Source organism: Pseudomonas sp. LS1212 (genome assembly GCF_024741815.1).
Taxonomy (GTDB): domain Bacteria; phylum Pseudomonadota; class Gammaproteobacteria; order Pseudomonadales; family Pseudomonadaceae; genus Aquipseudomonas.
On the sequence record NZ_CP102951.1, the window covers coordinates 2,045,036 to 2,067,492 of the forward strand.

Genomic DNA, 22,457 nt, shown 5'->3' on the forward strand with positions numbered 1-22,457 from the left:
TCAAGGCTTTAGGTGAATGTCAGGGTTAAGTAAAGGCCCTTTGCTAAATGCTCGTCACTGCTTATCGTTCAGCCTCCCCCCAGTAAAAGTTCACGCGCACAATGGTCGGTCTCCCCATGCAATCCTCCGGTTCCCGCAATTCCCGTCGCTGGCTGTTCGGCCTGCTAGTCCTGCTGCTCGTTGCCCTGCTGTGCTGGTGGCTGTGGCCTGCCACGCAAGCACCCAAGGCCGACGCGGCGGCCAGGGGCGGGGCGGGGCGGCCCGGTTTCGGTGCGTTCGGCGGGCCGGTACCGGTGCGTGTGGCACCGGCGACGGTGGGTGATTTCCCGGTGTACTACAAGGCACTGGGGACGGTAACCGCGACCAATACCGTCAACGTGCGCAGCCGGGTGGCCGGGGAGCTGATCAAGGTCGCGTTCCAGGAAGGCCAGATGGTCAAGGCCGGAGACCTGCTGGCTGAAATCGACCCGCGCAGCTATCAGATCGCCCTGCAGCAGGCCGAGGGGACCCTGCTGCAAAACCAGGCCCAGCTCAAGAACGCCCAGCTGGATCTCGAGCGCTATCGCGGGCTGTACGCCGAAGACAGTATCGCCAAGCAGACCCTCGATACCCAGGCTGCGCTGGTCAGCCAGTATCAGGGGACGATCAAGACCAACCAGGCGGCGGTGGGTGACGCCAAGCTCAACCTGGAGTTCACCAGGATCCGCGCGCCGATTGCCGGGCGCCTGGGCTTGCGCCAACTGGACGTCGGCAACCTTGTAGCGGCCAATGACACCACGGCCCTGGTGGTCATCACCCAGATCCAGCCGATCACGGTCAGCTTCACCTTGCCGCAAACCAACCTGACCCCGGTGTTGGCGCGCTTTCGCAGCGGCGCGAGCCTGCCGGTCGAAGCCTGGGACCGCAACGACCTGAAGCAGCAGGGCACCGGCGTGCTGCGCAGCCTCGACAACCAGATCGATACCGCCACCGGCACCCTGAAATTCAAGGCCCGCTTCGAAAACAAGGACGAAGCGCTGTTTCCCAATCAGTTCGTCAACGTTCGGCTGCTCGCCGATACGCTGATGGATGTCGTGCTGGCACCTTCGGCGGCGATTCAATTCGGTAACGACGGCACCTTCGCCTACGTCATGGACGGCGACAAGAAGGTCAAAATCCGTCCTCTGACCGTGGGCGCCACCGACGGCACTTCCACCGTGGTCACTGCGGGCCTGGCCAAGGGCGAGCGGGTAGTGCTCGAAGGCACCGACCGGCTGCGCGACGGCAGCGACGTGGAAGTGGTCGATGACAGCTCCCAGGTGCCGACCACGCCTGGCCAGCACCTGCAGGGCCAGGATTCGAAGCAGGGCTCGTCGGCCGGGGCAGTCGAGCAGGGCAAGAGCGGCGTATGAATCTCTCGCGGCTGTTCATCCTGCGTCCGGTAGCGACGACCCTGAGCATGCTGGCCATTGTCCTGGCCGGCCTGATCGCCTATCGCCTGCTGCCGGTGGCGGCGTTGCCGCAGGTCGATTACCCGACCATCCGGGTGTTGACCCTGTACCCCGGCGCCAGCCCGCAAGTGATGACCAGCGCGGTCACGGCGCCGCTGGAGCGCCAGTTCGGGCAAATGCCCGGCCTGACCCAGATGGCCTCGACCAGCTCGGGCGGCGCTTCGGTGCTGACCCTGCGTTTCAACCTCGACATCAACATGGATGTGGCCGAACAACAGGTCCAGGCCGCGATCAATGCCGCGACCAATCTGCTGCCCAGCGACTTGCCGGCGCCACCCGTGTACAACAAGGTCAACCCGGCCGACACCCCGGTGCTGACCCTGGCGATCACCTCCAAAACCATGCCTTTGCCCAAGCTCAACGACCTGGTCGATACCCGCATGGCGCAGAAGATCGCCCAGATCAGCGGCGTCGGCATGGTCAGCATCGCCGGCGGCCAGCGCCAGGCGGTGCGGATCAAGGTCAATCCCGAGGCGTTGGCCGCCAACGGCTTGAACCTGTCGGACGTGCGCACGCTGATCGGCGCCTCCAACGTCAACCAGCCCAAGGGCAACTTCGACGGCCCGACCCGGGTCTCGATGCTCGACGCAAACGATCAGCTGCGCTCGCCCGAGGAGTACGCCAACCTGATCCTGGCCTACAGCAACGGCGCGCCGTTGCGGCTCAAGGACGTTGCCCGGATCGTCGACGGTGCCGAGAACGAGCGCCTGGCCGCCTGGGCCAACCAGAACCAGGCCGTGCTGCTGAACATCCAGCGCCAGCCGGGTGCCAATGTCATCGAGGTGGTCGACCGGATCAAGGCGTTGTTGCCATCGATCACCGATAACCTGCCGGCAGGCCTCGATGTGGTGGTGCTGACCGACCGCACCCAGACCATCCGCGCCTCGGTCAAGGACGTGCAGCATGAACTGTTGATTGCCATCGCCCTGGTCGTGATGGTCACGTTCCTGTTCCTGCGTCGCTTCAGTGCCACCATCATCCCCTCGATCGCAGTGCCACTATCGCTGGTAGGCACCTTCGGGGTGATGTACCTGGCCGGGTTTTCGATCAATAACCTGACCCTCATGGCGCTGACCATTGCCACCGGTTTTGTGGTCGATGATGCGATCGTCATGCTGGAGAACGTTTCGCGCCATATCGAAGAGGGCGAAACGCCGATGCAGGCCGCCCTCAAGGGCGCCCGACAGATCGGTTTCACCCTGATTTCGCTGACGTTCTCCCTGATCGCGGTCCTGATTCCGCTGCTGTTCATGGCCGATGTGGTCGGGCGGCTGTTCCGCGAGTTCGCCATTACCCTGGCCGTGGCAATCCTGATTTCCCTGGTCGTCTCGCTGACCCTGACGCCGATGATGTGCGCCCGATTGCTCAAGCGTGAGCCGAGCGAAGCCGAACAGGGCCGGTTTTACCGGGCCAGCGGCGCCTGGATCGACTGGCTGATCCAAGCCTACGGGCGCAAGTTGCAGTGGGTCCTCAAGCATCAGCCGCTGACCCTGCTGGTCGCCGTCGCGACCCTGGGCCTGACCGTTGTGTTGTACCTGGCGGTGCCCAAGGGCTTCTTCCCGGTGCAGGACACCGGGGTGATCCAGGGCATTTCCGAGGCGCCGCAGTCGACTTCCTTCAGCGCCATGAGCCAGAGCCAACAGGAACTGGCCAGGGTCATCCTGCAGGACCCGGCGGTGGCCAGCCTCTCGTCCTATATCGGTGTGGATGGCGATAACAGCACCCTCAACAGTGGCCGCCTGCTGATCAACCTCAAGCCCCATGGCGAGCGTGACTTGACGGCCGCGCAAGTGATTGCGAGGTTGCAGCCGCAGGTCGACAAGCTGGTTGGCGTGCGGCTGTTCATGCAACCGGTGCAGGATTTGACCATCGAGGACCGGGTCAGCCGTACCCAGTACCAATTCAGCATGTCCTCCCCGGATGCCGAATTATTGAGCCTGTGGAGCGGCAAGTTGGTGGAGGCCCTGGTCAAACGCCCGGAACTCACCGATGTCGCCAGCGACCTGCAGGACAAGGGCCTGCAGGTGTATCTGGTAATAGACCGCGACGCCGCCAGCCGGTTGGGGGTGAACGTCGCCGACATCACCAATGCGCTGTATGACGCCTTCGGCCAGCGGCAGATCTCCACCATCTACACCCAGGCCAGCCAGTACCGGGTGGTGCTCCAGGCTGCCGCGGCGGTCGATATCGGCCCCCAGGCGCTGGAGCAGATCCACGTCAAGACCACCGACGGCGGGCAGGTGCGGCTGTCGAGCCTGGCGCATATCGAACAGCGCCAGGCACAACTGGCGATTGCCCACATTGGCCAGTTCCCGGCGGTGATGATGTCCTTCAACCTCGCCCCGGGCGTGGCGCTGGGCCAGGCGGTCGAGCTGATCGAGCAGGTGCAGCAGGAAATCGGCATGCCGACCGGTGTGCAGACGCGCTTCCAGGGTGCGGCCGAAGCGTTTCAGGCCTCGCTGTCGAGCACGCTGCTGTTGATCCTGGCGGCGGTGGTGACCATGTACATCGTGCTCGGGGTGCTCTACGAGAGCTATATCCACCCGGTGACGATTCTCTCGACCTTGCCCTCGGCGGCGGTAGGCGCCTTGCTGGCATTGCTGATCAGTGGCAACGACCTGGGCATGATCGCCATTATCGGCATCATCCTGCTGATCGGTATCGTCAAGAAGAACGCGATCATGATGATCGACTTCGCCCTGGAGGCCGAGCGTAACCAGGGGCTCGATCCGCAGACGGCAATCTACCAGGCCGCCTTGTTGCGCTTCCGGCCGATCCTGATGACCACCCTGGCGGCGCTGTTCGGTGCCATACCGCTGATGCTGGCCAGTGGTTCCGGTGCCGAGTTGCGCCAGCCGCTCGGGCTGGTGATGGTCGGTGGGCTGCTGGTCAGCCAGGTGCTGACACTGTTCACGACGCCTGTGATCTACCTGTACTTCGACCGCCTGGCCCGGCGCTGGCGGCATGAGCCGCAGGGCCAGGAGCAAACCCCGGCATGAACCTCTCAGGGCCGTTCATTCGCCGGCCAGTGGCGACCATGCTGCTGAGCCTGGCGATCATGTTGCTGGGCGGGGTCAGCTTCGGCCTGTTGCCGGTGGCGCCGTTGCCGCAGATGGATTTTCCGGTGATCGTGGTCTCGGCCAACCTGCCGGGGGCCAGCCCCGAGGTGATGGCGTCGACCGTGGCCACGCCACTGGAGCGCTCCTTCGGCACCATCGCCGGGGTCAACACCATGAGCAGCCGCTCGAGTCAGGGCTCGACCCGGGTGATCCTGCAGTTCGACCTCAACCGTGACATCAACGGCGCCGCGCGCGAAGTGCAGGCCGCGATCAATGCCTCGCGCAACCTGCTGCCCAGCGGCATGCGCAGCATGCCGACCTACAAGAAGGTCAACCCGTCCCAGGCGCCGATCATGGTGCTGTCGCTGACGTCCAACGTCCTGCAGAAGGGCCAGCTCTATGACCTGGCCTCGACCATCCTGTCCCAGAGCCTGTCCCAGGTGCCCGGGGTCGGCGAAGTGCAGATCGGCGGGAGTTCGCTACCGGCGGTGCGGGTCGAGCTCGAGCCGCAATTGCTCAACCAGTACGGCGTGTCGCTGGACGAGGTCCGCGAGACCATCGCCAACGCCAACGTGCGGCGCCCCAAGGGTTTTGTCGAAGACAGCCAGCGCAACTGGCAGATACAGGCCAACGACCAGCTGGAAAAGGCCAAGGATTACGAACCGCTGATCATTCGCTACGAAAACGGCTCTGTGTTGCGCCTGAGTCACGTGGCCAAGGTCAGCGATGGGGTGGAAGACCGCTACAACAGCGGCTTCTACAACGACGATTCCGCCGTGCTGCTGGTGATCAACCGCCAGGCTGGCGCCAACATCATCGAGACCGTGGCGCAAATCAAGGCGCAGCTGCCGGCGCTCGAGGCGGTCCTGCCGGCCAGCGTCAAACTGAACGTGGCCATGGACCGTTCGCCGGTGATCAAGGCGACCCTGCACGAAGCCGAAATGACCTTGCTGATCGCCGTGGCGCTGGTGATCCTGGTGGTGTTCCTGTTTCTTGGCAATTTGCGCGCTTCGCTGATTCCAACCCTGGCGGTGCCGGTGTCGCTGGTGGGTACTTTCGCGGTTATGTACCTCTGTGGTTTTTCTCTGAACAACCTGTCGTTGATGGCGCTGATCCTGGCGACCGGTTTGGTGGTCGATGACGCCATCGTGGTGCTCGAGAACATTTCCCGGCACATCGATGAAGGCGTGGCGCCAATGCGTGCTGCCTACCTGGGGGCCCAGGAGGTCGGCTTTACCCTGCTGTCGATGAACGTTTCGCTGGTGGCGGTGTTCATCTCGATCCTGTTCATGGGCGGTATCGTCGAAAACCTGTTTCGCGAGTTCTCGATTACCCTGGCGGCAGCGATCATCGTGTCGTTGCTGGTCTCCTTGACCCTGACGCCCATGCTCTGTGCGCGCTGGCTCAAGCCCCATGTTCCGGGCCAGGAGAATGGCCTGCAGCGCAAGAGCCGGCTGGCCAACGAGCGCATGATGGCGGTTTACGAACGCAGCCTGGGCTGGGTCCTGCGTCACCCGCGGTTGACCCTGTTCAGCCTGCTGGTGACCATCGCGGTGAACGTCGCCCTGTATGTTGTCGTGCCCAAGACCTTCCTGCCACAGCAGGACACCGGCCAACTGATCGGCTTTGTGCGTGGCGACGACGGCCTGTCGTTCTCGGTCATGCAGCCGAAAATGGAAACCTATCGCCGGGCCATTCTTGCCGACCCGGCCGTGGAGAGCGTGGCGGGCTTCATCGGCGGCAACAGCGGCATCAACAACGCCATGATCCTGGTCAAGCTCAAGCCGATCAAGCAACGCAATATCTCTGCGCAGAAAGTCATCGAGCGGCTGCGCAAGAGTGTGCCCAAGGTCGCCGGTGGCCGGCTGTTCCTGGTGGCCGACCAGGACCTGCAATTTGGCGGCGGGCGCGAGCAGAGCAGCGCGCAATACCAGTACATCCTGCAAAGCGGCGACCTGGCCTCCCTGCGCCTGTGGTACCCGAAAGTGGTGGCGGCGCTCAAGTCGCTGCCGGAACTGACGGCCATCGACGCCCAGGAGGGCAGGGGCGCGCAGCAGGTGACCCTGGTGGTCGACCGGGATCAGGCCAAGCGCCTGGGGATCGACATGAGCATGGTCACCTCGGTGCTGAACAACGCCTACAGCCAGCGGCAGATATCCACCATCTATGACAGCCTGAACCAGTATCGGGTGGTGATGGAGATCAACCCCAAATACGCCCAGGACCCGGAAACCCTTAACCAGGTCCAGGTGATCACGGCCGATGGCGCGCGGGTGCCGCTCTCGACCTTCGCTCGCTACGAGAACAGCCTGGCCGAAGACCGGGTCAGCCATGAGGGACAGTTCGCCTCCGAAAGCATTGCCTTCGACCTGGCCACCGGGGTCAGCCTGGACACCGCCATGGTCGCCGTCGAGCGAGCAGTGGCCAAGGTTGGCCTGCCCGAGGAAGTGATCGCCAAGGTGGGCGGCACCAGCGATGCCTTCGCGGCCAGCCAGAAGAGCCAGCCGTGGATGATTCTCGGCGCGCTGCTGGCGGTCTATCTGGTGCTGGGGATCCTCTATGAGAGCTATATCCACCCCTTGACCATTCTTTCGACACTGCCTTCGGCCGGGGTTGGCGCCTTGCTGACCATTTACCTGCTTGGCGGCGAGTTCAGCCTGATCTCCCTGCTGGGGCTGTTCCTGTTGATCGGCGTGGTCAAGAAGAATGCCATCCTGATGATCGACCTGGCCCTGCAGCTCGAGCGCCAGAGCGGCCTGACCCCGCTGGAGTCGATCCGCAGTGCGTGCCTGCTGCGCCTGCGACCGATCCTGATGACCACCCTGGCCGCTATTCTCGGGGCCTTGCCCCTGTTGCTCAGCAGTGCCGAAGGGGCCGAAATGCGCCAGCCGCTGGGCCTGACCATCATCGGCGGCCTGGTGTTCAGCCAGGTCCTCACGCTTTACACCACTCCGGTGGTTTACCTTTACCTCGACCGCCTGCGCCATCGCTTCAACCATTGGCGCGGCGTGCGAACCGATGCTTCCCTGGATACCCCGCTATGACCGCCAGCCTGCCCACCTCTGTCTGTAAACCACGGCTTATGCGCCTGCTCTGCGCGCGCGGTTCGCGCCTGCTCAGCCTGAGCCTGTGCGGCTTGATGCTCAGCGCCTGTGCCATTGGCCCGGACTACCAGCGCCCGGACGTGACCACGCCGGCCCGGTTCAAGCAAGCCGAAGGCTGGCGCCAGGCCCAGCCGGCCGACGCGCTGGCGCGCGGCACCTGGTGGGAGCTGTATGGCGATGCACAACTCAATGGCCTGGTCGAGCAACTCAACAGTGCCAACCAGACGGTCGCCCAGTACGAGGCGCAGTACCGCCAGGCCCAGGCGCTGGTGCGCAGCACCCGGGGCGCGCTGTTTCCGTTCATCGACCTGAGCGCGGGCAAGACCCGCTCCAGCCAGGGCACCGGCAGCAGCAGCTCGAGCCTGACCAGTTCCAGCAGTGGCATTCGCGATACCTACAGCACCCAGTTGGGCGTGAGTTGGGAGGCCGATCTCTGGGGCAAACTGCGGCGCGGCCTGGAAGCCGACCGGGCCAGTGCCCAGGCCAGCCAGGCCGACCTGGCAGCGATTCGCTTGAGCCTGCAATCGGAGCTGGTGCAGAACTACCTTCAGCTGCGGGTGATCGATGAGCAGAAACGCTTGCTCGAGGCGACGGTCGAGGCGTATGAACGCTCGCTGAAAATGACCGAGAACCAGTACCGTGCCGGCGTTTCCGGCAAGGATGCGGTGGCGCAGGCGCAGACCCAGTTGCGCACGACCCAGGCCGACCTGATCGACCTGGCCTGGCAGCGGGCGCAGTTCGAAAACGCGATTGCCGTGCTGATGGGCAAGGCCCCGGCAGACTTCAGCCTGGCCGCGACCACGCAGATTCCGGCGTTGCCGCCGATCCCGCTGGCGCTGCCGTCGCAGTTGCTTGAGCGCCGCCCGGACATCGCTGCCGCAGAGCGCGCGGTGATGGCCGCCAACGCCGAGATCGGCGTGGCCAAGACCGCCTACTTTCCGGACCTGACCCTGAGCCTGAGCGGCGGCTATAGCAGCAGTAGCTTCTCCAACTGGATCAGCCTGCCGAACCGTTTCTGGTCGGTCGGGCCGCAACTGGCCATGACCCTGTTCGACGGTGGTCAGCGGGCGGCGGAAGTGGACCACACCGAGGCGGTGTACGATCAGACCGTGGCCCAGTACCGGCAAACCGTGCTGGACAGCTTCCGCGAGGTGGAGGACTTCCTGGTCCAGCTCAAGGTCTACGAGCAGGAGGCGGCTGTACGTGCCCAGGCGCTGGAGTCGGCGCGCGAATCGCTACGGCTGACCAACAACCAGTACAAGGCCGGGCTGATCGCCTACCTGGACGTGGTCAATGTCCAGACCACGGCCCTGAGCAATGAGCGCAGCGTGCTCACCCTGTTGCAGGGCCGGCTGATTGCCAGCGTCCAACTGATTGCTGCACTGGGTGGTGGCTGGGATGCCGAGACCGCCCTGAGCGAGAAAAAATAGGTTGCCTTTGCGAATGATGGCTATTTAATTCCCGTGCGTTTCCTGGAAGGTTGAGTACAATGATCGGCTTTTGATCGAGCAGGGATGCTGTTCGCCAAATCGGTCTCGGAACACTTGATGCTCATCGGTAGCTACTCTCCCTCCCTCGTTTTCGTCTCCCTCTGCGTGGCAGTCCTTGCCTCCTATACCGCACTTGACCTGACCGGCCGAATCGCTACGGCGAAGGGCCGGGCGGTCCCGTTATGGATGGCAGGGGGCGCCCTGGCCATGGGCATCGGTATCTGGTCGATGCACTTTATCGGGATGCTTGCCTTCAGCCTGCCGATCGAACTGGGGTATGACCTGACGATCACCCTGCTTTCGCTGTTGATCGGGGTGATGTCCTCGGGGTTTGCCTTGTGGCTGGTCAACCAGCCGAGCCTGCCGCTGGGGCAGTTGGCCTACGGTGCGCTGATCATGGGGGCGGGCATCAGTGCGATGCACTACACCGGTATGGCAGCCATGCGCATGCAGCCGGGCATCGACTACCACCCCGGGGTGCTTGTCGCGTCACTGGTCATCGCTGTGGTGGCCTCGGCGGCGGCACTCTGGATTGCTTTCCGTCTGCGGCGCCAGTCGCCTCATGTGCGCCTGGTGCGCGGCGGGGCAGCGATCGTGATGGGCGTGGCTATCGTGGGCATGCACTACACCGGCATGGCTGCCGCGAACTTTGCCGAGGGCAGCTTCTGCGGCGCGGCCGGCTCGGGGCTCAGTGGCAATGGCCTGGAATACCTGGTGCTGATCACCAGCCTGGCGGTACTGGCCATCGCCTTGCTGACGTCGGTGCTCGATGCTCGTCTGGAAACCCGCACCGCGGACCTGGCCAATTCCCTGACCCTGGCCAACCAGGAGCTGACTCAGCTGGCATTGCACGACACGCTGACCGGCCTGCCGAACCGTGTGCTGCTGGCCGATCGCCTTGATCAGGCGATGCACATGGTCAACGAAGGCGGCGGCTGTTTTGCCTTGATGTTCATCGATCTGGATGGCTTCAAGCCGGTCAACGATGCGTTCGGCCACCATACCGGCGACCAGTTGCTGCGCGAAGTCGCCCTGCGCCTGCGCGATAGCCTGCATGGCCAGGACACCCTGGCGCGTATCGGCGGCGATGAATTCGTCCTGCTGGTACAACTGCGTGAGCCAAACGACGCACCGAGCGTCGCGGCCGAGTTGGTCGACCTGATCTCGCGCCCGTTCCGTGTCGCCGAGCAGGACCTGCAGATTTCCGCCAGCATCGGGATTGCCATGTACCCCGGCAACGGCGCCGATCAGCACGAGTTGCTGATGAATGCCGATGCCGCCATGTATCACGCCAAGAGTGCCGGCAAGAACGGCTACAGCTTCTTCGATGGCTCGATGAATACCAACGCCCGCAAACAGTTGCAACTGTTGCAGGACCTGCGCATGGCCCAGGAGCTGGGGCAGTTGCGCCTGCACTATCAGCCCAAGTTCGATGCCCTCAAGGGGCACCCGGTGGGCGCCGAAGCACTCCTGCGCTGGGAGCATCCGCAGTTGGGGCTGTTATTGCCGGATAAATTCATCGTCCTGGCGGAAAAAACCGGGTTGATCATCCCCATCGGCGAGTGGGTGCTCGATGAGGCCTGTCGGCAAATGCGCGTCTGGGCGCTGCAGGGGTACAGCCATTGGCGCATCGCCGTGAACCTCTCGGCCTTGCAGTTTTGTCATGCCGGCCTGGTCACCAGTGTCGCCAGCGCCTTGGCCCGGCACCAGTTGCCGGCCAACAGCCTGACCCTGGAAATCACCGAGACCACTGCCATGAGCGATGCCGACGCAAGCATGACGGTATTGCAGCAGCTCTCGGAAATGGGCGTGGACCTGTCGATCGACGATTTCGGCACCGGCTATTCGAGCCTGATGTACCTCAAGCGCCTGCCGGCCAACGAGCTAAAGATCGATCGCGGTTTTGTCCGTGACCTGGAGCAGGACAGTGACGACGCCGCCATCGTTTCGGCCATCGTTGCGCTGGGGCAGGCACTGGGGCTGCGCATCGTCGCCGAAGGTGTGGAAACCAACCTGCAACAGAGTTTCCTGACCCAGTTGGGCTGCGATTCACTGCAGGGTTACCTGCTGGGGCAGCCGTTGCCGGCCGAGTGCTTCCTTGCCGATATCCGCCGTAGCGAGCGCGAGGCGATGGTTACTTAAGGTAGATACCGTCTCGCCCATCATCGGGCAAGCATTATCTTTGGGGCAAATGCGGACCGTGTAGCCGCTGCCGAAGGCTGCGCTCGCGTGCGTTAGCGTGCGCAAGATCTCAAGACCGCCAGAGGAGCCCCTGCGGGACTCCAGCGCAGCCTGCGGCAGCGGCTACAGGTCTCTATGTGCCAGCCTTCAGATCGAGTAGTGCTTCAACTCCCGCGCAATCAGCATCCGCTGAATCTCGCTCGAGCCTTCGTAGATCTGCGTTATCCGCGCATCGCGGTAGTAGCGCTCGACCGGGTAATCCTCCAGATAGCCATAGCCGCCATGCACTTGTATGGCCTTGGAGCACACCGACTCGGCCATTTCCGAGGCGAACAACTTGGCTTGCGAGGCTTCCGACAGGCAGGGCAGGCCGGCGCTGCGCAGGCGTGCCGCGTGCAGGATCAGCAAGCGCGTGGCATTGATCTGCAGGTGCATGTCGGCCAGCAGGTTGGCGATGCTCTGGTGTTCGCCGATCGGTTTGCCGAATTGCACCCGATCACGGGAATAGCCCAGGGCCGCCTCGAAGGCTGCACGGGCAATGCCCAGGGCCTGGGCGGCGATGCCGATACGGCCGCCTTCGAGATTCGACAGGGCAATGGCCAGGCCCTTGCCGCGCTCACCCAGCAGGTTGGCCGCCGGAATCCGGCAATCGTTGAAGGTGACCGCGCAGGTATCGGAGGCGCGAATGCCCATCTTGTGCTCGGTACGGTCGACGATGTAGCCCGCAGTGTCGGTCGGCACCAGGAAGGCCGAAATGCCCTTTTTGCCAAGGTCCGGATCGGTCACGGCAAAGACGATGGCCAAACCTGCGCGTTTGCCGTTGCTGACGAATTGCTTGGCGCCATTGATAACCCAGTGATCACCCTGCAACTCGGCCCGGGTGCGCAGGTTGTGCGCCTCGGAACCGGCCTGGGGCTCGGTCAGGCAAAAGCATCCGATCACTTCACCGCTGGCCAGCCGCGCCAGCCAGGTTTCCTTCTGCGCCTGGCTGCCATAGGCCAGCAGCGGCCCGCAGCCGACCGAGTTGTGGATGCTCATCAGGGCGCCGGTGGCGCCATCGCCGGCAGCGATTTCCTCGACGGCCAGGGCATAGGCGACATAGTCGGTGTAGCTGCCGCCCCATTGCTCGGGCACGACCATGCCCAGCAGGCCCAGTTCGCCCAGCTTCTCCACCAGCGCATCGTCGATCCAGCGAGCCTTTTCCCAGGCCTGGGCATGAGGTGCGATCTCGCCTTTGGCGAAGTCGCGCGCCATGTCGCGGATCATGATCTGTTCTTCGCTAAGCTCAAGGTCTTGCATGTCGTGGCTCCGGCCTTCAAAGGCCTTCGAAGAATTGTTCAACCCGCCCGGGATCCAGCGCTTGCAACGTGGCGGGGTTCCACTTGGGTTGTTTGTCCTTGTCGATCAGCAGGGCACGCACGCCTTCGATCAGGTCGCCGTGCTCGAACCATTGCCGGTCCAGGTGCAACTCCATGGCGAAGCAATCTTCCAGGCTTAGGTGGCGACCGCGCCGCAGCATCGCCAGGGTAACGGCCATGGCCAGCGGCGAGCGGCTTTGCAGCAGGTCGGCTGTTTTCAACGCCCACGCATGGCTGTCGGCAACCGTTACCCGGCGTAGTTGTTCGATCATGCTCGGCAAATCCGCCAAGGCAAAGAAGTGGTCGATGGCCGGTCGCAATGCTGCCAGGGGAGGATTGGCCAGTTGTTGTACGCCGAGCTTGGCCAGCAGGCCTTGCAGGTTCTTGAGCGGGTATTGGCTCCACGCCAGGGTGTCGAGCTGCTCGTTCAGCGTGGCCAGTTTCGAGCTGTCCAGGTACCAGTCGGCCAACCCGCAATACAGTGCATCGGCGGCCTGGATCTGCACGCCGCTGACGCCCAGGTAGATTCCCAGTTCGCCGGGAATGCGCGGCAGGAAGTAGCTGCCACCGACATCCGGGAAATAACCGATGGCCGTCTCCGGCATGGCCAGCCGGCTACGCTCGGTCACTACCCGCAGGTCGGCACCCTGGGCCAGGCCCATACCGCCGCCGAGGGTGAAGCCATCCATCAGCGCCAGGATCGGCTTGGGGTAATGATGAATGCACAGGTCCAGGGCGTATTCTTCGACGAAGAAGTCCTGGTGCAGGGTGTCATTGCTCTTGAAGCTTTCATACAGCGAACGGATATCGCCACCGGCGCAGAAGCCTTTTTCACCGGCGCCGCGCAATACAACGGCGTGGATCTGCGGATCAACGGCCCAGGCATCGAGGTGGCCTTGCAGGCTGCGAACCATGTCCAGGGTCAGGGCATTGAGGCCGGTAGGGCGATTGAGGGTCAGGTGACCGATATGGTTGCGGACTTCGTTCTGGACGTGGGCATCCAGAGAACTGGCAGTCGACTCGGCGGAAGGTCGGGCCTGGGCTGTCATCGCTATCTCCCTGCGTTGTTATTGGTTTTCCAAATGATTTGGAGCGGATACAGGCTAGGGCGTGGATCGTAACAGTGCAAATTTGCCGAAGACAATCAGGAAAACCGCGGATTGCCTCCAGCAGACTAGCCCTCGCACTTGAGCCTTGCGTTGCCGCTCGGCGGCCTATCGGCTTGGTTCCTGTTCTCGCGGGGTATCCGTGCAGGTCTCCAGGGGTTCGGCCTTGCGCTTGCCCTTGAGCTCACTGACGATCACCGCCGCCACGATCAGCACTGCACCAAACAGTGCAATCCCCGGCAGGCGTTCGCCGGCGATTCGCCCGACGATCCCGGCCCAGACCGGTTCGCCGGCATAGATCAGGGTTGCCCGGGTCGGCGATACGGATTTCTGCGCCCAGTTCATCGCCACCTGGATCACCGCGCTCATCGCGCCCAGGCCCACGGCGCTGAGCAACAACAGCCAGGAGAAGTCCGGCAGGCGTTCCTGGGTTGGCACCACCATCATGAATGACAGGGCCGAAGCGGTGGCCAATTGCACCACAGTGACCCGGCGCACATCGACCTTGCCGGCATAATTGCTGATCAGGATGATCTCGGCGGCGATTGCCACGGCACTGACCAGGGTGGCGATTTCACCCGGGCTGAAGCTGATCGAACTGCCGCTGGGACCTGCCACCAGCATCAAGCCGGCAAAGGCCAGGCCGATCCCCAGGCTTGGCATCAAGCCGGGCCGGCGCCCCAGGATCAGCCATTGCAGCAATGGCACGAAGGGCACATAGAGCGCGGTAATGAAGGCCGACTGGCTGCTGGTGATGGTTTGCAGGCCGACGGTCTGCAGGCCATAGCCGAGCATGATGGAGGCACCGATGAAGACCCCGGCCTTGAGCTCGGTCAGGGTCAGCCCCGGCAGTGATTTGAGGGAGAACAGCCCGACGAACAATGCGGCGGCGGCAAAGCGCAGGCCGACGAAGAACATCGGCCCGCTGACCGTCATCACGTTATGGACCAGCAGAAAGGTCCCGCCCCACAGCATGGTGATGAACACCAATACCAGTTCGGCTTTGCTCAGACGGATGTTCATGGGGAAACGCTGTGAGGTGTTCACCGGATTCATGGCCTTGCGCATGGAGTGAGGTCGACGCACAATGCGCCAAAGTGGGCAGTATACTGCGCAAACCCTATCAGTGAGCAATATAGTGCACAAAGATCCAGCCCAAAGAGCTTCGGTACTCCAACACGTCAGCCACAATGTGCGACGCCTGCGCCATATTGCCGAGATGAGCCAAAGTGCGCTGGCGGAAAAGTCCGGGGTCAGCCGCCGGATGCTGGTAGCCATCGAGGCGGGAGAAAAAAACGTCAGTCTCACCACCCTCGACCGGGTGGCCGAGGCGCTGGACGTGGCCTTCACCGACTTGATCAAGGCCCCGGACAATCGCGACCCAAGCCGCATCAATGAGCTGGCCTGGGCAGGTATCCATCCCGGCAGCAAAGCGGTGCTGCTGGGCAGTGCCGTGGCCAGTAGTGAAGTGGAATTGTGGGAATGGCGGTTGGAGCCCGGCGAGATTTACGCCGCCGAAGCAGACCCCGATGGCTGGAGCGAGCAGCTTTATGTGTTCGAGGGCTGCCTGACGCTGGTGGTCGAGGACCAGGAGCAACGACTGGAAACGGGCGAATTCATTGTGTTCACCAGCAACCGGACACACGCCTATCGCAATGATGGGTCGGTGGCGACGCGATTTATCCGCAATGTGGTGATTTGAACTGGTCGGGGGAACCCGGCCAGCGGCGCGTAATCGCCAGTAGGTTGTCTGATAGCTCGAAACATCGAAGCCCCTGCACAATGCGCATCGTACAGGGGCTTTGTATTACTTCAGCCGTATCACGGCAGGAAGCGCAACGCTCTTCAGCGAATGCTCTCGATGCTGCCCTTGTTGCCTGTCACTTTCACATCGACTTTCTTGAAGATCAGGTAGTTCTGTACGGACACTTCATAGCGCGGCGCAACGATCAGGTCGGCGTTCGAGCTTTTGACGGCCTTGTAGGCGGCTGCAGCCTTGGCGGAGGACACTGGATCGGGCAGGCTGAAGCCACCGCTGGGGGCGCCGCCGTAGCTCACGCCGTCAGCGAATTGATTGTCGCCACCCAGGTTCAGGAAGCCGAACAGTATGTTGCTCGAAGACTGGCCGGTAATGGTTTCGCCGACAGCGACCTTGGCTTTCAGGTCGGCGCTTACGGTGCCCGCGATAGGTGCGATCGGCTGGCTTACGTTATGGCTCATGCAACCACTGGTGGTGACGATGACTGCAACGATAGCGGCGGGCAACCATAGCTTTTTCATGTGTAGCTCCTTGTGTTACGACTTATTTATTTACAGCGGCGAAACTCTAAACATCTGATTGTTTTGTTGATGTCGGACGATTCGGATTTGAGTGAGCGATTTTGGTGTCGTAGTGAGTAGGATCTGCTTCATTGGGGCGGCTCTCGGTTTTCAGCATCAGCGGTGGCACTGCCGAAATCAGCCCGGCCTTGGCCAGTCGCGAAGTGCCATGCCGGCCGATATAGCGGGCCACTTCACCACCCCCGGTGGAAAACCCGAACAGAATCACGTCCTTGAAATTCAGCGTTTCGATCAGCTCGGCCAGATCGTCGGGGGTCGGTGGGAAAGCGATGAAAAGCGTGAGACGGGTTCAGGTTAGCGGACGCTTCAGATGTTCACCGGACTTGCCCCCAGCGATTACCGTCGTCGCTATGGCGTGGCGGCGCTGGCGCGGTCTTCGGTGAGTAGCCAGGCCTGAATGCTGCCTGCAATCAACTGTTTGTGTGCCAACAGTGATTCCGCCCTGGCGGCAGCTGCTACAGAGAATGAGTGATGCCAAACCGGTGTTTCATTCGATGCCCGGCTCCAGCAACTGCGGCTGAAACGGTAGGCGGTTCGCAGTGGCTGGTCGAGGCGTAGCGAACAGCAATACTCACTATCGAGCAGGATGATTTTTTCGAGAGAAGCGGGCGCTGTAGCCTTTGTTCAGCACTGAATCATTCAGGACTGAGAGCACTGGAGGCTTTCATGAATCGCATGCTCGCCACCGCACTGTTGATTGCCATGACCATACTCGCCGGCTGTGCCAGCGGGCCTGGGCCGGAGTCGCGGCGCCATACTGCCGAGGAAACTCGTCAACTGGCGCTGGAGGCCTTGAACCGTCGCGGGTTGTCTTTCGACGAGTACCATCGGCTCAAAGCCCAACTGCAACGCGAACAGCCTCAGGCTTATGGTTTCGAAGGCATGGGCCAGGTGAATGCCGAACGCGCGCAGGTCACCCATGGTCGTCAAGGTTGATCGCCCTCAGGAGTACCAGGGCGAGTGATGCGGGTATTTGTCCAGCCGCGCACCGATCACCATCTCGCTGACCCAGGCGCTCAGTATCGAACTGTAGGCCTTCTGGCTGATGCCGGAGGACAGGCCATGATCGGCGCCATCGACGATGCGATGGGTCAGCGAATGGGCGCTGACGAACGCCGAGCGATAACTCATCAAGGTGGCGTGCGGCACATAGTCATCCTGCTCGGACTCCACCAGCAGAACGTCCCCGGCGAATTCGGCGCAGGCTGCCAGCGCACGGTTGTCGGCCGCGCTTGGCGAACTCATCGGTCCAACCTTCAGGCGAGGTCGCGTAGGCAGGCAGCGGGTGGGAAATAGCCTTGGTCGCCATATAGGGCTGACTGATCATGCCACCGAAGAAATCTTCCATCGATTCGATGCCCAGCTTGCGGTAGCGCTCAGGGCCGATCAACGTATCGGTCGGCAGGTAGTACAGGTTGCCTTTGGCTGCGGCACGGTCTTTTTCTTCGATCACTTCAGTGCCCAGCGATTTCGCCAGGCGCGCCGCGAGGTTCTGATGCACGACGCGTTCGTGGGGAGGCGTCGGGGCTCGTGCGTCAAGCAGAACTACGCCGGCCTTGGCTGCATTGGAACGGGGCATGAGCGAATTCCTTGGTCCGGTTCAAGATGCCTTCACAGGTTCTGAAAGACACCCATACCCGGAAGTTCAGCGGGGCTGATGAATGGCGGAGCGTCTTTATGCTGTTTATGGAATATAAGTATGAAAATTAATAATTAAAAGATCTATGCGGTGTCGTGCACTATGGCGTGACTGAAATGGAAGTCTTTTTCCGACACGAACTTAGGAAACGTCTGCTTCTAAAGGCAGCGACGCCCAGAGAGTCTTACACCATGAAAAATCTCCCGCTTTATTTCGACTACGCCGCCACAACACCCGTCGACGAGCGAGTCATCGAGGTGATGGTCGAGTGTCTGGGCAAGGCCGGTAACTTTGGCAATCCGGCTTCCGGCTCGCATATCTATGGACAGCAGGCGCAGCAGGCGGTAGAGCTGGCGCGGCGTCAGGTGGCAAGCCTGGTCGGGGCGAGCGCCGAGCAGATCGTCTGGACCTCCGGTGCTACCGAATCGAACAACTTGGCGCTCAAGGGGGTTGCGCAAAGTCGGGCGGGGCAGGGTGGGCATATCATCACAAGTCGTATCGAACACAAGGCCGTGCTCGATACCGCCGGGCAACTGGAACAGGCCGGGTTCAGCGTCACTTGTCTGGCCCCGGACGCGCAGGGCTTGATCAGCCCGCAGGCGGTCAAGGCGGCCTTGCGCGACGATACATTTCTGGTTTCCCTGATGCTGGTCAACAATGAACTGGGTACGCTCAACGACGTTGTCGGGATCGGCGAGCAGGTCCGTCGTCATGGTGCCTTGCTGCATGTGGATGCTGCTCAGGGGGCCGGCAAGGTAGCGATCGATCTGGCCAGTTGGCCGGTCGATCTGATGTCCTTTTCCGCGCACAAGGTCTATGGGCCCAAAGGTATCGGTGCGTTGTACGTCGGCCCTCGCGCCCGCTCGCAGCTGCGGGCACAGATCCACGGGGGCGGGCATGAAGGTGGCCTGCGGTCCGGGACGCTGGCGACCCATCAGATCGCGGCGATGGGCGCCGCCTTCGCCCTGGCCGGTGAGGTGTTCGAGGAAGAAACGGCGCGCATCCGCCGCTTGCAACGGCGGCTGTTGGCGCACCTGGCCGACATCCCGTACGTGGGGCGTAACGGCAGTCCGCAGCAGTGCATTGCCCATACCTTGAGCCTTACCTTCATCAATGCGGATTTCAATCGGCAGGCGCTGTCCCAGGTGCTGGCGTTCTCCTCGACCTCGGCCTGCAACTCGGCCAGCACGGCACCCTCCCATGTACTGTTGGCGCTGGGGCGTGATGCCGAGGCCGCCCGGCAGACCATCCGTTTGAGCCTGGGCCGCTACACCACTGAGCAGGACGTCGAGCAAGCGGCACAGGCAATCAAGGCTTCATTGAGTGCGCCGGCATTCTGGGCAGTTGCTCGCCACTGAGTGCTGCTCCATTATCTTCTCCGAATAATTACCGTGGTAGCAGGAGTCAGAATGAGCACGCAGCCTTTAACCCAGGAAGTGATCACCGAGCGCCTGGCGCGCATACGTGAAGTGATGAGTCGCGAAGGTGTCGATGCTTTGCTGGTGCCTTCGGCCGACCCGCATCTTTCCGAATACCTGCCGGGCTACTGGCAGGGGCGGCAGTGGCTCTCCGGCTTCCACGGCTCGGTGGGTACCTTGATCGTGACCAGGGATTTCGCCGGTCTGTGGGCTGACAGCCGTTATTGGGAACAGGCCGACAAAGAGCTTGCCGGCTCGACCATCGAATTGATGAAGCTGTTGCCGGGCAATCCTGGCCCGCTCGAGTGGCTGGCCGAGCAAGCCCCGCAAGGCGGCGTGGTGGCGGTGGACGGCGCGGTGATGGCAGTGGCTTCGGCTCGCCAGCTGGGTGACAAGCTTGAGCCGCGCAATGTTCGCTTGCGTACTGATATCGACCTCTTGGCCGAGGTCTGGGAGGACCGCCCGGCACTGCCGGACAACCCTGTCTACCAACACTTGCCGCCGTATGCCACCCTCAGTCGTGTCGACAAACTGGCGAGCCTGCGCCAGAGCCTCAAGGAGCGGGGGGCGGACTGGCATTTCCTCGCCACCCTCGATGACATCGCCTGGCTGTTCAACCTGCGTGGCAGTGACGTTTCGTACAACCCGGTATTTGTTTCCTTCGCCTTGATCGGCGAGCATCAAGCCACATTGTTCGTCGGGCCAGGCAAGATCGACGCCGCGTTGCGTCAGGCGCTGGAGCGCGATGGTGTCAGCCTGCGCGATTACACCCAGATCCACTCGGCACTGGGTGCATTACCGGCCGGCGCCTCGTTGCTGGTGGATCCGGCGCGAGTTACCTGCGGTCTGCTGGTCAACCTTGGCAGTGAGGTCAAACTGCTTGAGGGGCTCAACCCCACTACCTTGTTCAAGTCCCGCAAGAGCGACGCCGATGCCGCGCATATCCGCCAGGCCATGGAGCAGGATGGGGCCGCCTTGTGCGAGTTCTTCGCCTGGTTCGAGTCGGCACAGGGGCTGGAACCGATCACTGAAGTTACTGTAGACGAGCATTTGAGTGCAGCGCGAGCACGTCGGCCCGGTTACGTCTCCCTGAGTTTTGCCACCATCGCGGCCTTCAATGCCAATGGCGCGATGCCGCACTACCGTGCAACCGAACAATCCCATGCGCGCATCGAAGGTGATGGCCTGTTGTTGATCGACTCGGGTGGCCAGTATCTGGGGGGAACCACCGATATCACCCGCATGGTACCGATCGGTTCGCCGAGCACTGAACAGAAGCGCGACTGCACCCGCGTGCTCAAAGGGATGATCGCCCTGTCGCGCGCGCGTTTTCCGCGTGGAATTCTTTCGCCGTTGCTCGATGCCATCGCTCGTGCGCCGCTGTGGGCAGAGAATGTCGATTACGGCCATGGCACCGGCCATGGCGTGGGTTATTTCATGAATGTCCACGAAGGGCCGCAAGTGATTGCCTATCAGGCGGCGACCACGCCGCAGACGGCCATGCAAGCGGGGATGATTACCTCCATCGAGCCCGGCACCTACCGGCCAGGCCAATGGGGGGTGCGCATCGAAAACCTGGTACTGAACCGCGAAGCGGGCCAGAGCGAATTCGGCGAGTTCCTCGAGTTCGAGACATTGACCTTGTGCCCGATCGACACCCGCTGCCTGGAGCATGAGTTGCTGACGGTCGAGGAGCGAGCCTGGCTCAATGCCTATCATCAGCAGGTTCGCGAACGCCTCAGCCCGTTGTTGGCCGGCGCCCCATTACAATGGCTGCAGACACGCACAGCCGCTATCTGACCTGCCTTGGCGCCATCGGCAATGTGGCCGATGGCACCGCTTCAGTCCTGGCTCAGGGCTTCACGAACGAACTCCAGCCGATCCTGGCCGAAAAACAGTTCGTCGCCGACGAACATGCTCGGTGCCCCGAAGACGCCGCGTGCTACGGCTTGCTCGGTGGTGTGCTTGAGCTGATCCTTGACCTTGTCGTCCTGGGTCAGGGCGAAGACCTCGTGGGCTTCGAAACCCTTGTCTTCCAGCAGCCTGGCCAGTACATCCGGGTTGCCCAGATCGAGCTCATCGACCCATAACGCCGAGAACACACTGTCGACCAGTGCCTGGAAATGTTCCGGCTGACGCATTTGCACGCCTGTGATGGCGCGCATCAAGTACAGCGTGTTGATCGGGAAGTAGGGGTTGAAGTTCAGCGTGACCCGGTAGCGTTTTGCGTAGCGCTGCAGGTCATGGGTCATGTAGGCGCCTTTGGCCGGGATGCTGTTGGGCGATGTGTTGCCGGTGGCCTTGAAGACACCCCCGAGCAACATCGGCCGGTAAATCAACTGGCTGCCGGTTTCAGCACACAGCGCTGGCAGTTGAGTGTGAGCCAGGTAACTGGCGGGGCTGCCCACATCGAAGTAGAACTCAACGGTCTTGATCATTTATCTGGCTCGCTCGGGTCGGTTGGGGCGGGATTTACCAGCGTTCGCTCCAGGGGCGCAGGTCCAGTTCGAAAGTCCAGGCATCGCGTGGCTGGTTGTGCAGGTACCAGTAGTTCTCGGCGATGTGGTCGGGGTTGAGGATGCCGTCCTGGTCCTTTTGCGCATACTTGTCCGGAAATTTGTCGCGGATGAACTCGGTATCGATGGCGCCGTCAACCACCACATGCGCTACATGCAGGTTCATGGGCCCCAATTCGCGGGCCATGCTTTGGGCCAGGGCGCGGATGCCGTGCTTGGCCCCGGCGAACGCAGCAAATCCGGCACTGCCACGCAGTCCTGCTGTCGCGCCGGTAAACAGGATCGTGCCGCGCTTGCGTGTGACCATGCGTTTGGCGACTTCCCGTGCATTGAGAAAGCCCGCGAAGCACGCCATCTCCCATACCTTGAAGTACTTGCGTGCTGTTTCCTCAAGGATGCTGCAGGGGACGTTGGCGCCGATATTGAAAACGAAGGCTTCGATGGGGCCAATTTCAGACTCGATCTGCTCAACCAGGGCAATCACGTCTTCTTCCCTGCGGGCATCGGATGCGAACCCATGGGCCTCACCGCCGGCGGCCTGGATAGCGGCGACCAGAGGTGCGAGCTTGTCGGCGCTGCGTCGTGTGACGCAGGCAACATAGCCTTCGCGGGCGAAGCGCCGGGCAATAGCGCCGCCGGTTGCATCACCGGCGCCAATGATCAGGGCGACTTTCTTCTTGGAGGCAGGGGCACTCATGGCAAATGTCCTTGATGGAACGACGGTCGTCTCAGCGAACCTTAGCCACGAGTGGAGGT

At 62.4% G+C, this 22,457-nt stretch carries 16 protein-coding genes and 2 pseudogenes; 9 read left to right on the forward strand and 9 right to left on the reverse strand.

Features of this window, described 5'->3' with window-relative positions; all coding sequences use genetic code 11:
- Positions 1-101 precede the first annotated feature (101 nt).
- The 5 genes from NVV94_RS09650 (at position 102) to NVV94_RS09670 (ending at position 11,285) form a co-directional block, all read left to right on the forward strand.
- The gene (locus tag NVV94_RS09650) at positions 102-1,391 is read left to right on the forward strand and encodes an MdtA/MuxA family multidrug efflux RND transporter periplasmic adaptor subunit (protein WP_258446951.1); all 1,290 of its coding nucleotides are present in this window, start codon (positions 102-104) and stop codon (positions 1,389-1,391) included.
- Entirely contained in the window at positions 1,388-4,489 is a 3,102-nt protein-coding gene (locus tag NVV94_RS09655; protein ID WP_258446952.1) for an MdtB/MuxB family multidrug efflux RND transporter permease subunit, read from the forward strand. The genes NVV94_RS09650 and NVV94_RS09655 overlap by 4 nt, the downstream gene beginning before the upstream one ends.
- Positions 4,486-7,593: an efflux RND transporter permease subunit gene (locus NVV94_RS09660; protein ID WP_258446953.1), complete on the forward strand. Its 3,108-nt coding sequence runs from the start codon at positions 4,486-4,488 to the stop codon at positions 7,591-7,593. Before NVV94_RS09655 ends, NVV94_RS09660 begins: the two co-directional genes overlap by 4 nt.
- A complete protein-coding gene (locus NVV94_RS09665; protein WP_309304284.1) occupies positions 7,590-9,083 on the forward strand; it encodes an efflux transporter outer membrane subunit in 1,494 nt (497 codons plus the stop codon). The genes NVV94_RS09660 and NVV94_RS09665 overlap by 4 nt, the downstream gene beginning before the upstream one ends.
- Before the next feature lie 117 nt (positions 9,084-9,200).
- The gene (locus NVV94_RS09670) at positions 9,201-11,285 is read left to right on the forward strand and encodes a bifunctional diguanylate cyclase/phosphodiesterase (RefSeq protein ID WP_258447658.1); all 2,085 of its coding nucleotides are present in this window, start codon (positions 9,201-9,203) and stop codon (positions 11,283-11,285) included.
- Between the two features lie 186 nt (positions 11,286-11,471).
- On the opposite strand, the gene NVV94_RS09675 is transcribed toward NVV94_RS09670, so the two are convergent.
- From NVV94_RS09675 to NVV94_RS09685, 3 genes are all read right to left on the reverse strand, one after another.
- Entirely contained in the window at positions 11,472-12,623 is a 1,152-nt protein-coding gene (locus tag NVV94_RS09675; RefSeq protein WP_258446954.1) for an acyl-CoA dehydrogenase family protein, read from the reverse strand.
- Between the two features lie 16 nt (positions 12,624-12,639).
- Positions 12,640-13,731 carry an enoyl-CoA hydratase/isomerase family protein gene (locus NVV94_RS09680; RefSeq protein WP_258446955.1) on the reverse strand — a complete coding sequence of 364 codons (1,092 nt, stop codon included), beginning with the start codon at positions 13,729-13,731 and terminating at the stop codon, positions 12,640-12,642.
- A 165-nt stretch (positions 13,732-13,896) separates the two neighbouring features.
- Complete coding sequence (locus tag NVV94_RS09685) at positions 13,897-14,856, reverse strand: DMT family transporter (protein WP_408733459.1); 960 nt, start codon at positions 14,854-14,856, stop codon at positions 13,897-13,899.
- Between the two features lie 70 nt (positions 14,857-14,926).
- Between NVV94_RS09685 and NVV94_RS09690 the strand changes: the two genes are divergently transcribed.
- Entirely contained in the window at positions 14,927-15,490 is a 564-nt protein-coding gene (locus NVV94_RS09690; protein WP_258446956.1) for a helix-turn-helix domain-containing protein, read from the forward strand.
- A gap of 143 nt (positions 15,491-15,633) precedes the next feature.
- On the opposite strand, the gene NVV94_RS09695 is transcribed toward NVV94_RS09690, so the two are convergent.
- Entirely contained in the window at positions 15,634-16,068 is a 435-nt protein-coding gene (locus NVV94_RS09695) for a hypothetical protein (protein WP_258446957.1), read from the reverse strand.
- Positions 16,069-16,201: 133 nt separating this feature from the next.
- Positions 16,202-16,378: pseudogene (locus tag NVV94_RS09700) on the reverse strand (alpha/beta fold hydrolase); the annotation flags it as partial.
- A 416-nt stretch (positions 16,379-16,794) separates the two neighbouring features.
- On the opposite strand from NVV94_RS09700, the gene NVV94_RS09705 reads away from it, so the two are divergent.
- Positions 16,795-17,064: a hypothetical protein gene (locus NVV94_RS09705; RefSeq protein WP_258446958.1), complete on the forward strand. Its 270-nt coding sequence runs from the start codon at positions 16,795-16,797 to the stop codon at positions 17,062-17,064.
- Positions 17,065-17,070: 6 nt separating this feature from the next.
- Here the strand turns inward: NVV94_RS09705 and NVV94_RS09710 are convergent.
- Together NVV94_RS09710 and NVV94_RS09715 are read right to left on the reverse strand one after the other, a co-directional pair.
- Positions 17,071-17,358: pseudogene (locus NVV94_RS09710) on the reverse strand (alpha/beta hydrolase); the annotation flags it as partial.
- On the reverse strand, positions 17,282-17,707 hold the full coding sequence (locus NVV94_RS09715; protein WP_258446959.1) for a DUF3182 family protein: 426 nt from the start codon (positions 17,705-17,707) through the stop codon (positions 17,282-17,284). The gene NVV94_RS09715 and the pseudogene NVV94_RS09710, both read right to left, overlap by 77 nt.
- Positions 17,708-17,958: 251 nt before the next feature.
- Here NVV94_RS09715 and NVV94_RS09720 point away from each other — a divergent pair, with 251 nt between their 5' ends.
- Together NVV94_RS09720 and NVV94_RS09725 are read left to right on the forward strand one after the other, a co-directional pair.
- Positions 17,959-19,125 (forward strand): aminotransferase class V-fold PLP-dependent enzyme, encoded by a 1,167-nt coding sequence (locus tag NVV94_RS09720; RefSeq protein ID WP_258446960.1) that lies wholly within the window; start codon positions 17,959-17,961, stop codon positions 19,123-19,125.
- Between the two features lie 51 nt (positions 19,126-19,176).
- Positions 19,177-20,985, forward strand: a complete 1,809-nt coding sequence (locus NVV94_RS09725; protein ID WP_258446961.1) for an aminopeptidase P family protein — start codon at positions 19,177-19,179, stop codon at positions 20,983-20,985.
- Positions 20,986-21,026: 41 nt separating this feature from the next.
- Here the strand turns inward: NVV94_RS09725 and NVV94_RS09730 are convergent, their stop codons facing one another.
- Entirely contained in the window at positions 21,027-21,623 is a 597-nt protein-coding gene (locus NVV94_RS09730; RefSeq protein WP_258446962.1) for a 2-hydroxychromene-2-carboxylate isomerase, read from the reverse strand.
- A gap of 34 nt (positions 21,624-21,657) precedes the next feature.
- Positions 21,658-22,398, reverse strand: coding sequence for an SDR family oxidoreductase (locus NVV94_RS09735; protein ID WP_258446963.1), 741 nt, complete (start codon positions 22,396-22,398; stop codon positions 21,658-21,660).
- Positions 22,399-22,457 lie beyond the last annotated feature (59 nt).

Bases quoted from the DNA above. Each gene is read 5' to 3' on its own strand.
- NVV94_RS09650 (WP_258446951.1), top strand. From the start codon at position 102: ATGGTCGGTCTCCCCATGCAATCCTCCGGTTCCCGCAATTCCCGTCGC.
- NVV94_RS09655 (WP_258446952.1), top strand. From the start codon at position 1,388: ATGAATCTCTCGCGGCTGTTCATCCTGCGTCCGGTAGCGACGACCCTG.
- NVV94_RS09660 (WP_258446953.1), top strand. From the start codon at position 4,486: ATGAACCTCTCAGGGCCGTTCATTCGCCGGCCAGTGGCGACCATGCTG.
- NVV94_RS09665 (WP_309304284.1), top strand. From the start codon at position 7,590: ATGACCGCCAGCCTGCCCACCTCTGTCTGTAAACCACGGCTTATGCGC.
- NVV94_RS09670 (WP_258447658.1), top strand. From the start codon at position 9,201: ATGCTCATCGGTAGCTACTCTCCCTCCCTCGTTTTCGTCTCCCTCTGC.
- NVV94_RS09675 (WP_258446954.1), bottom strand. From the start codon at position 12,623: ATGCAAGACCTTGAGCTTAGCGAAGAACAGATCATGATCCGCGACATG.
- NVV94_RS09680 (WP_258446955.1), bottom strand. From the start codon at position 13,731: ATGACAGCCCAGGCCCGACCTTCCGCCGAGTCGACTGCCAGTTCTCTG.
- NVV94_RS09685 (WP_408733459.1), bottom strand. From the start codon at position 14,856: ATGCGCAAGGCCATGAATCCGGTGAACACCTCACAGCGTTTCCCCATG.
- NVV94_RS09695 (WP_258446957.1), bottom strand. From the start codon at position 16,068: ATGAAAAAGCTATGGTTGCCCGCCGCTATCGTTGCAGTCATCGTCACC.
- NVV94_RS09705 (WP_258446958.1), top strand. From the start codon at position 16,795: ATGAATCGCATGCTCGCCACCGCACTGTTGATTGCCATGACCATACTC.
- NVV94_RS09715 (WP_258446959.1), bottom strand. From the start codon at position 17,707: ATGCCCCGTTCCAATGCAGCCAAGGCCGGCGTAGTTCTGCTTGACGCA.
- NVV94_RS09720 (WP_258446960.1), top strand. From the start codon at position 17,959: ATGAAAAATCTCCCGCTTTATTTCGACTACGCCGCCACAACACCCGTC.
- NVV94_RS09725 (WP_258446961.1), top strand. From the start codon at position 19,177: ATGAGCACGCAGCCTTTAACCCAGGAAGTGATCACCGAGCGCCTGGCG.
- NVV94_RS09730 (WP_258446962.1), bottom strand. From the start codon at position 21,623: ATGATCAAGACCGTTGAGTTCTACTTCGATGTGGGCAGCCCCGCCAGT.
- NVV94_RS09735 (WP_258446963.1), bottom strand. From the start codon at position 22,398: ATGAGTGCCCCTGCCTCCAAGAAGAAAGTCGCCCTGATCATTGGCGCC.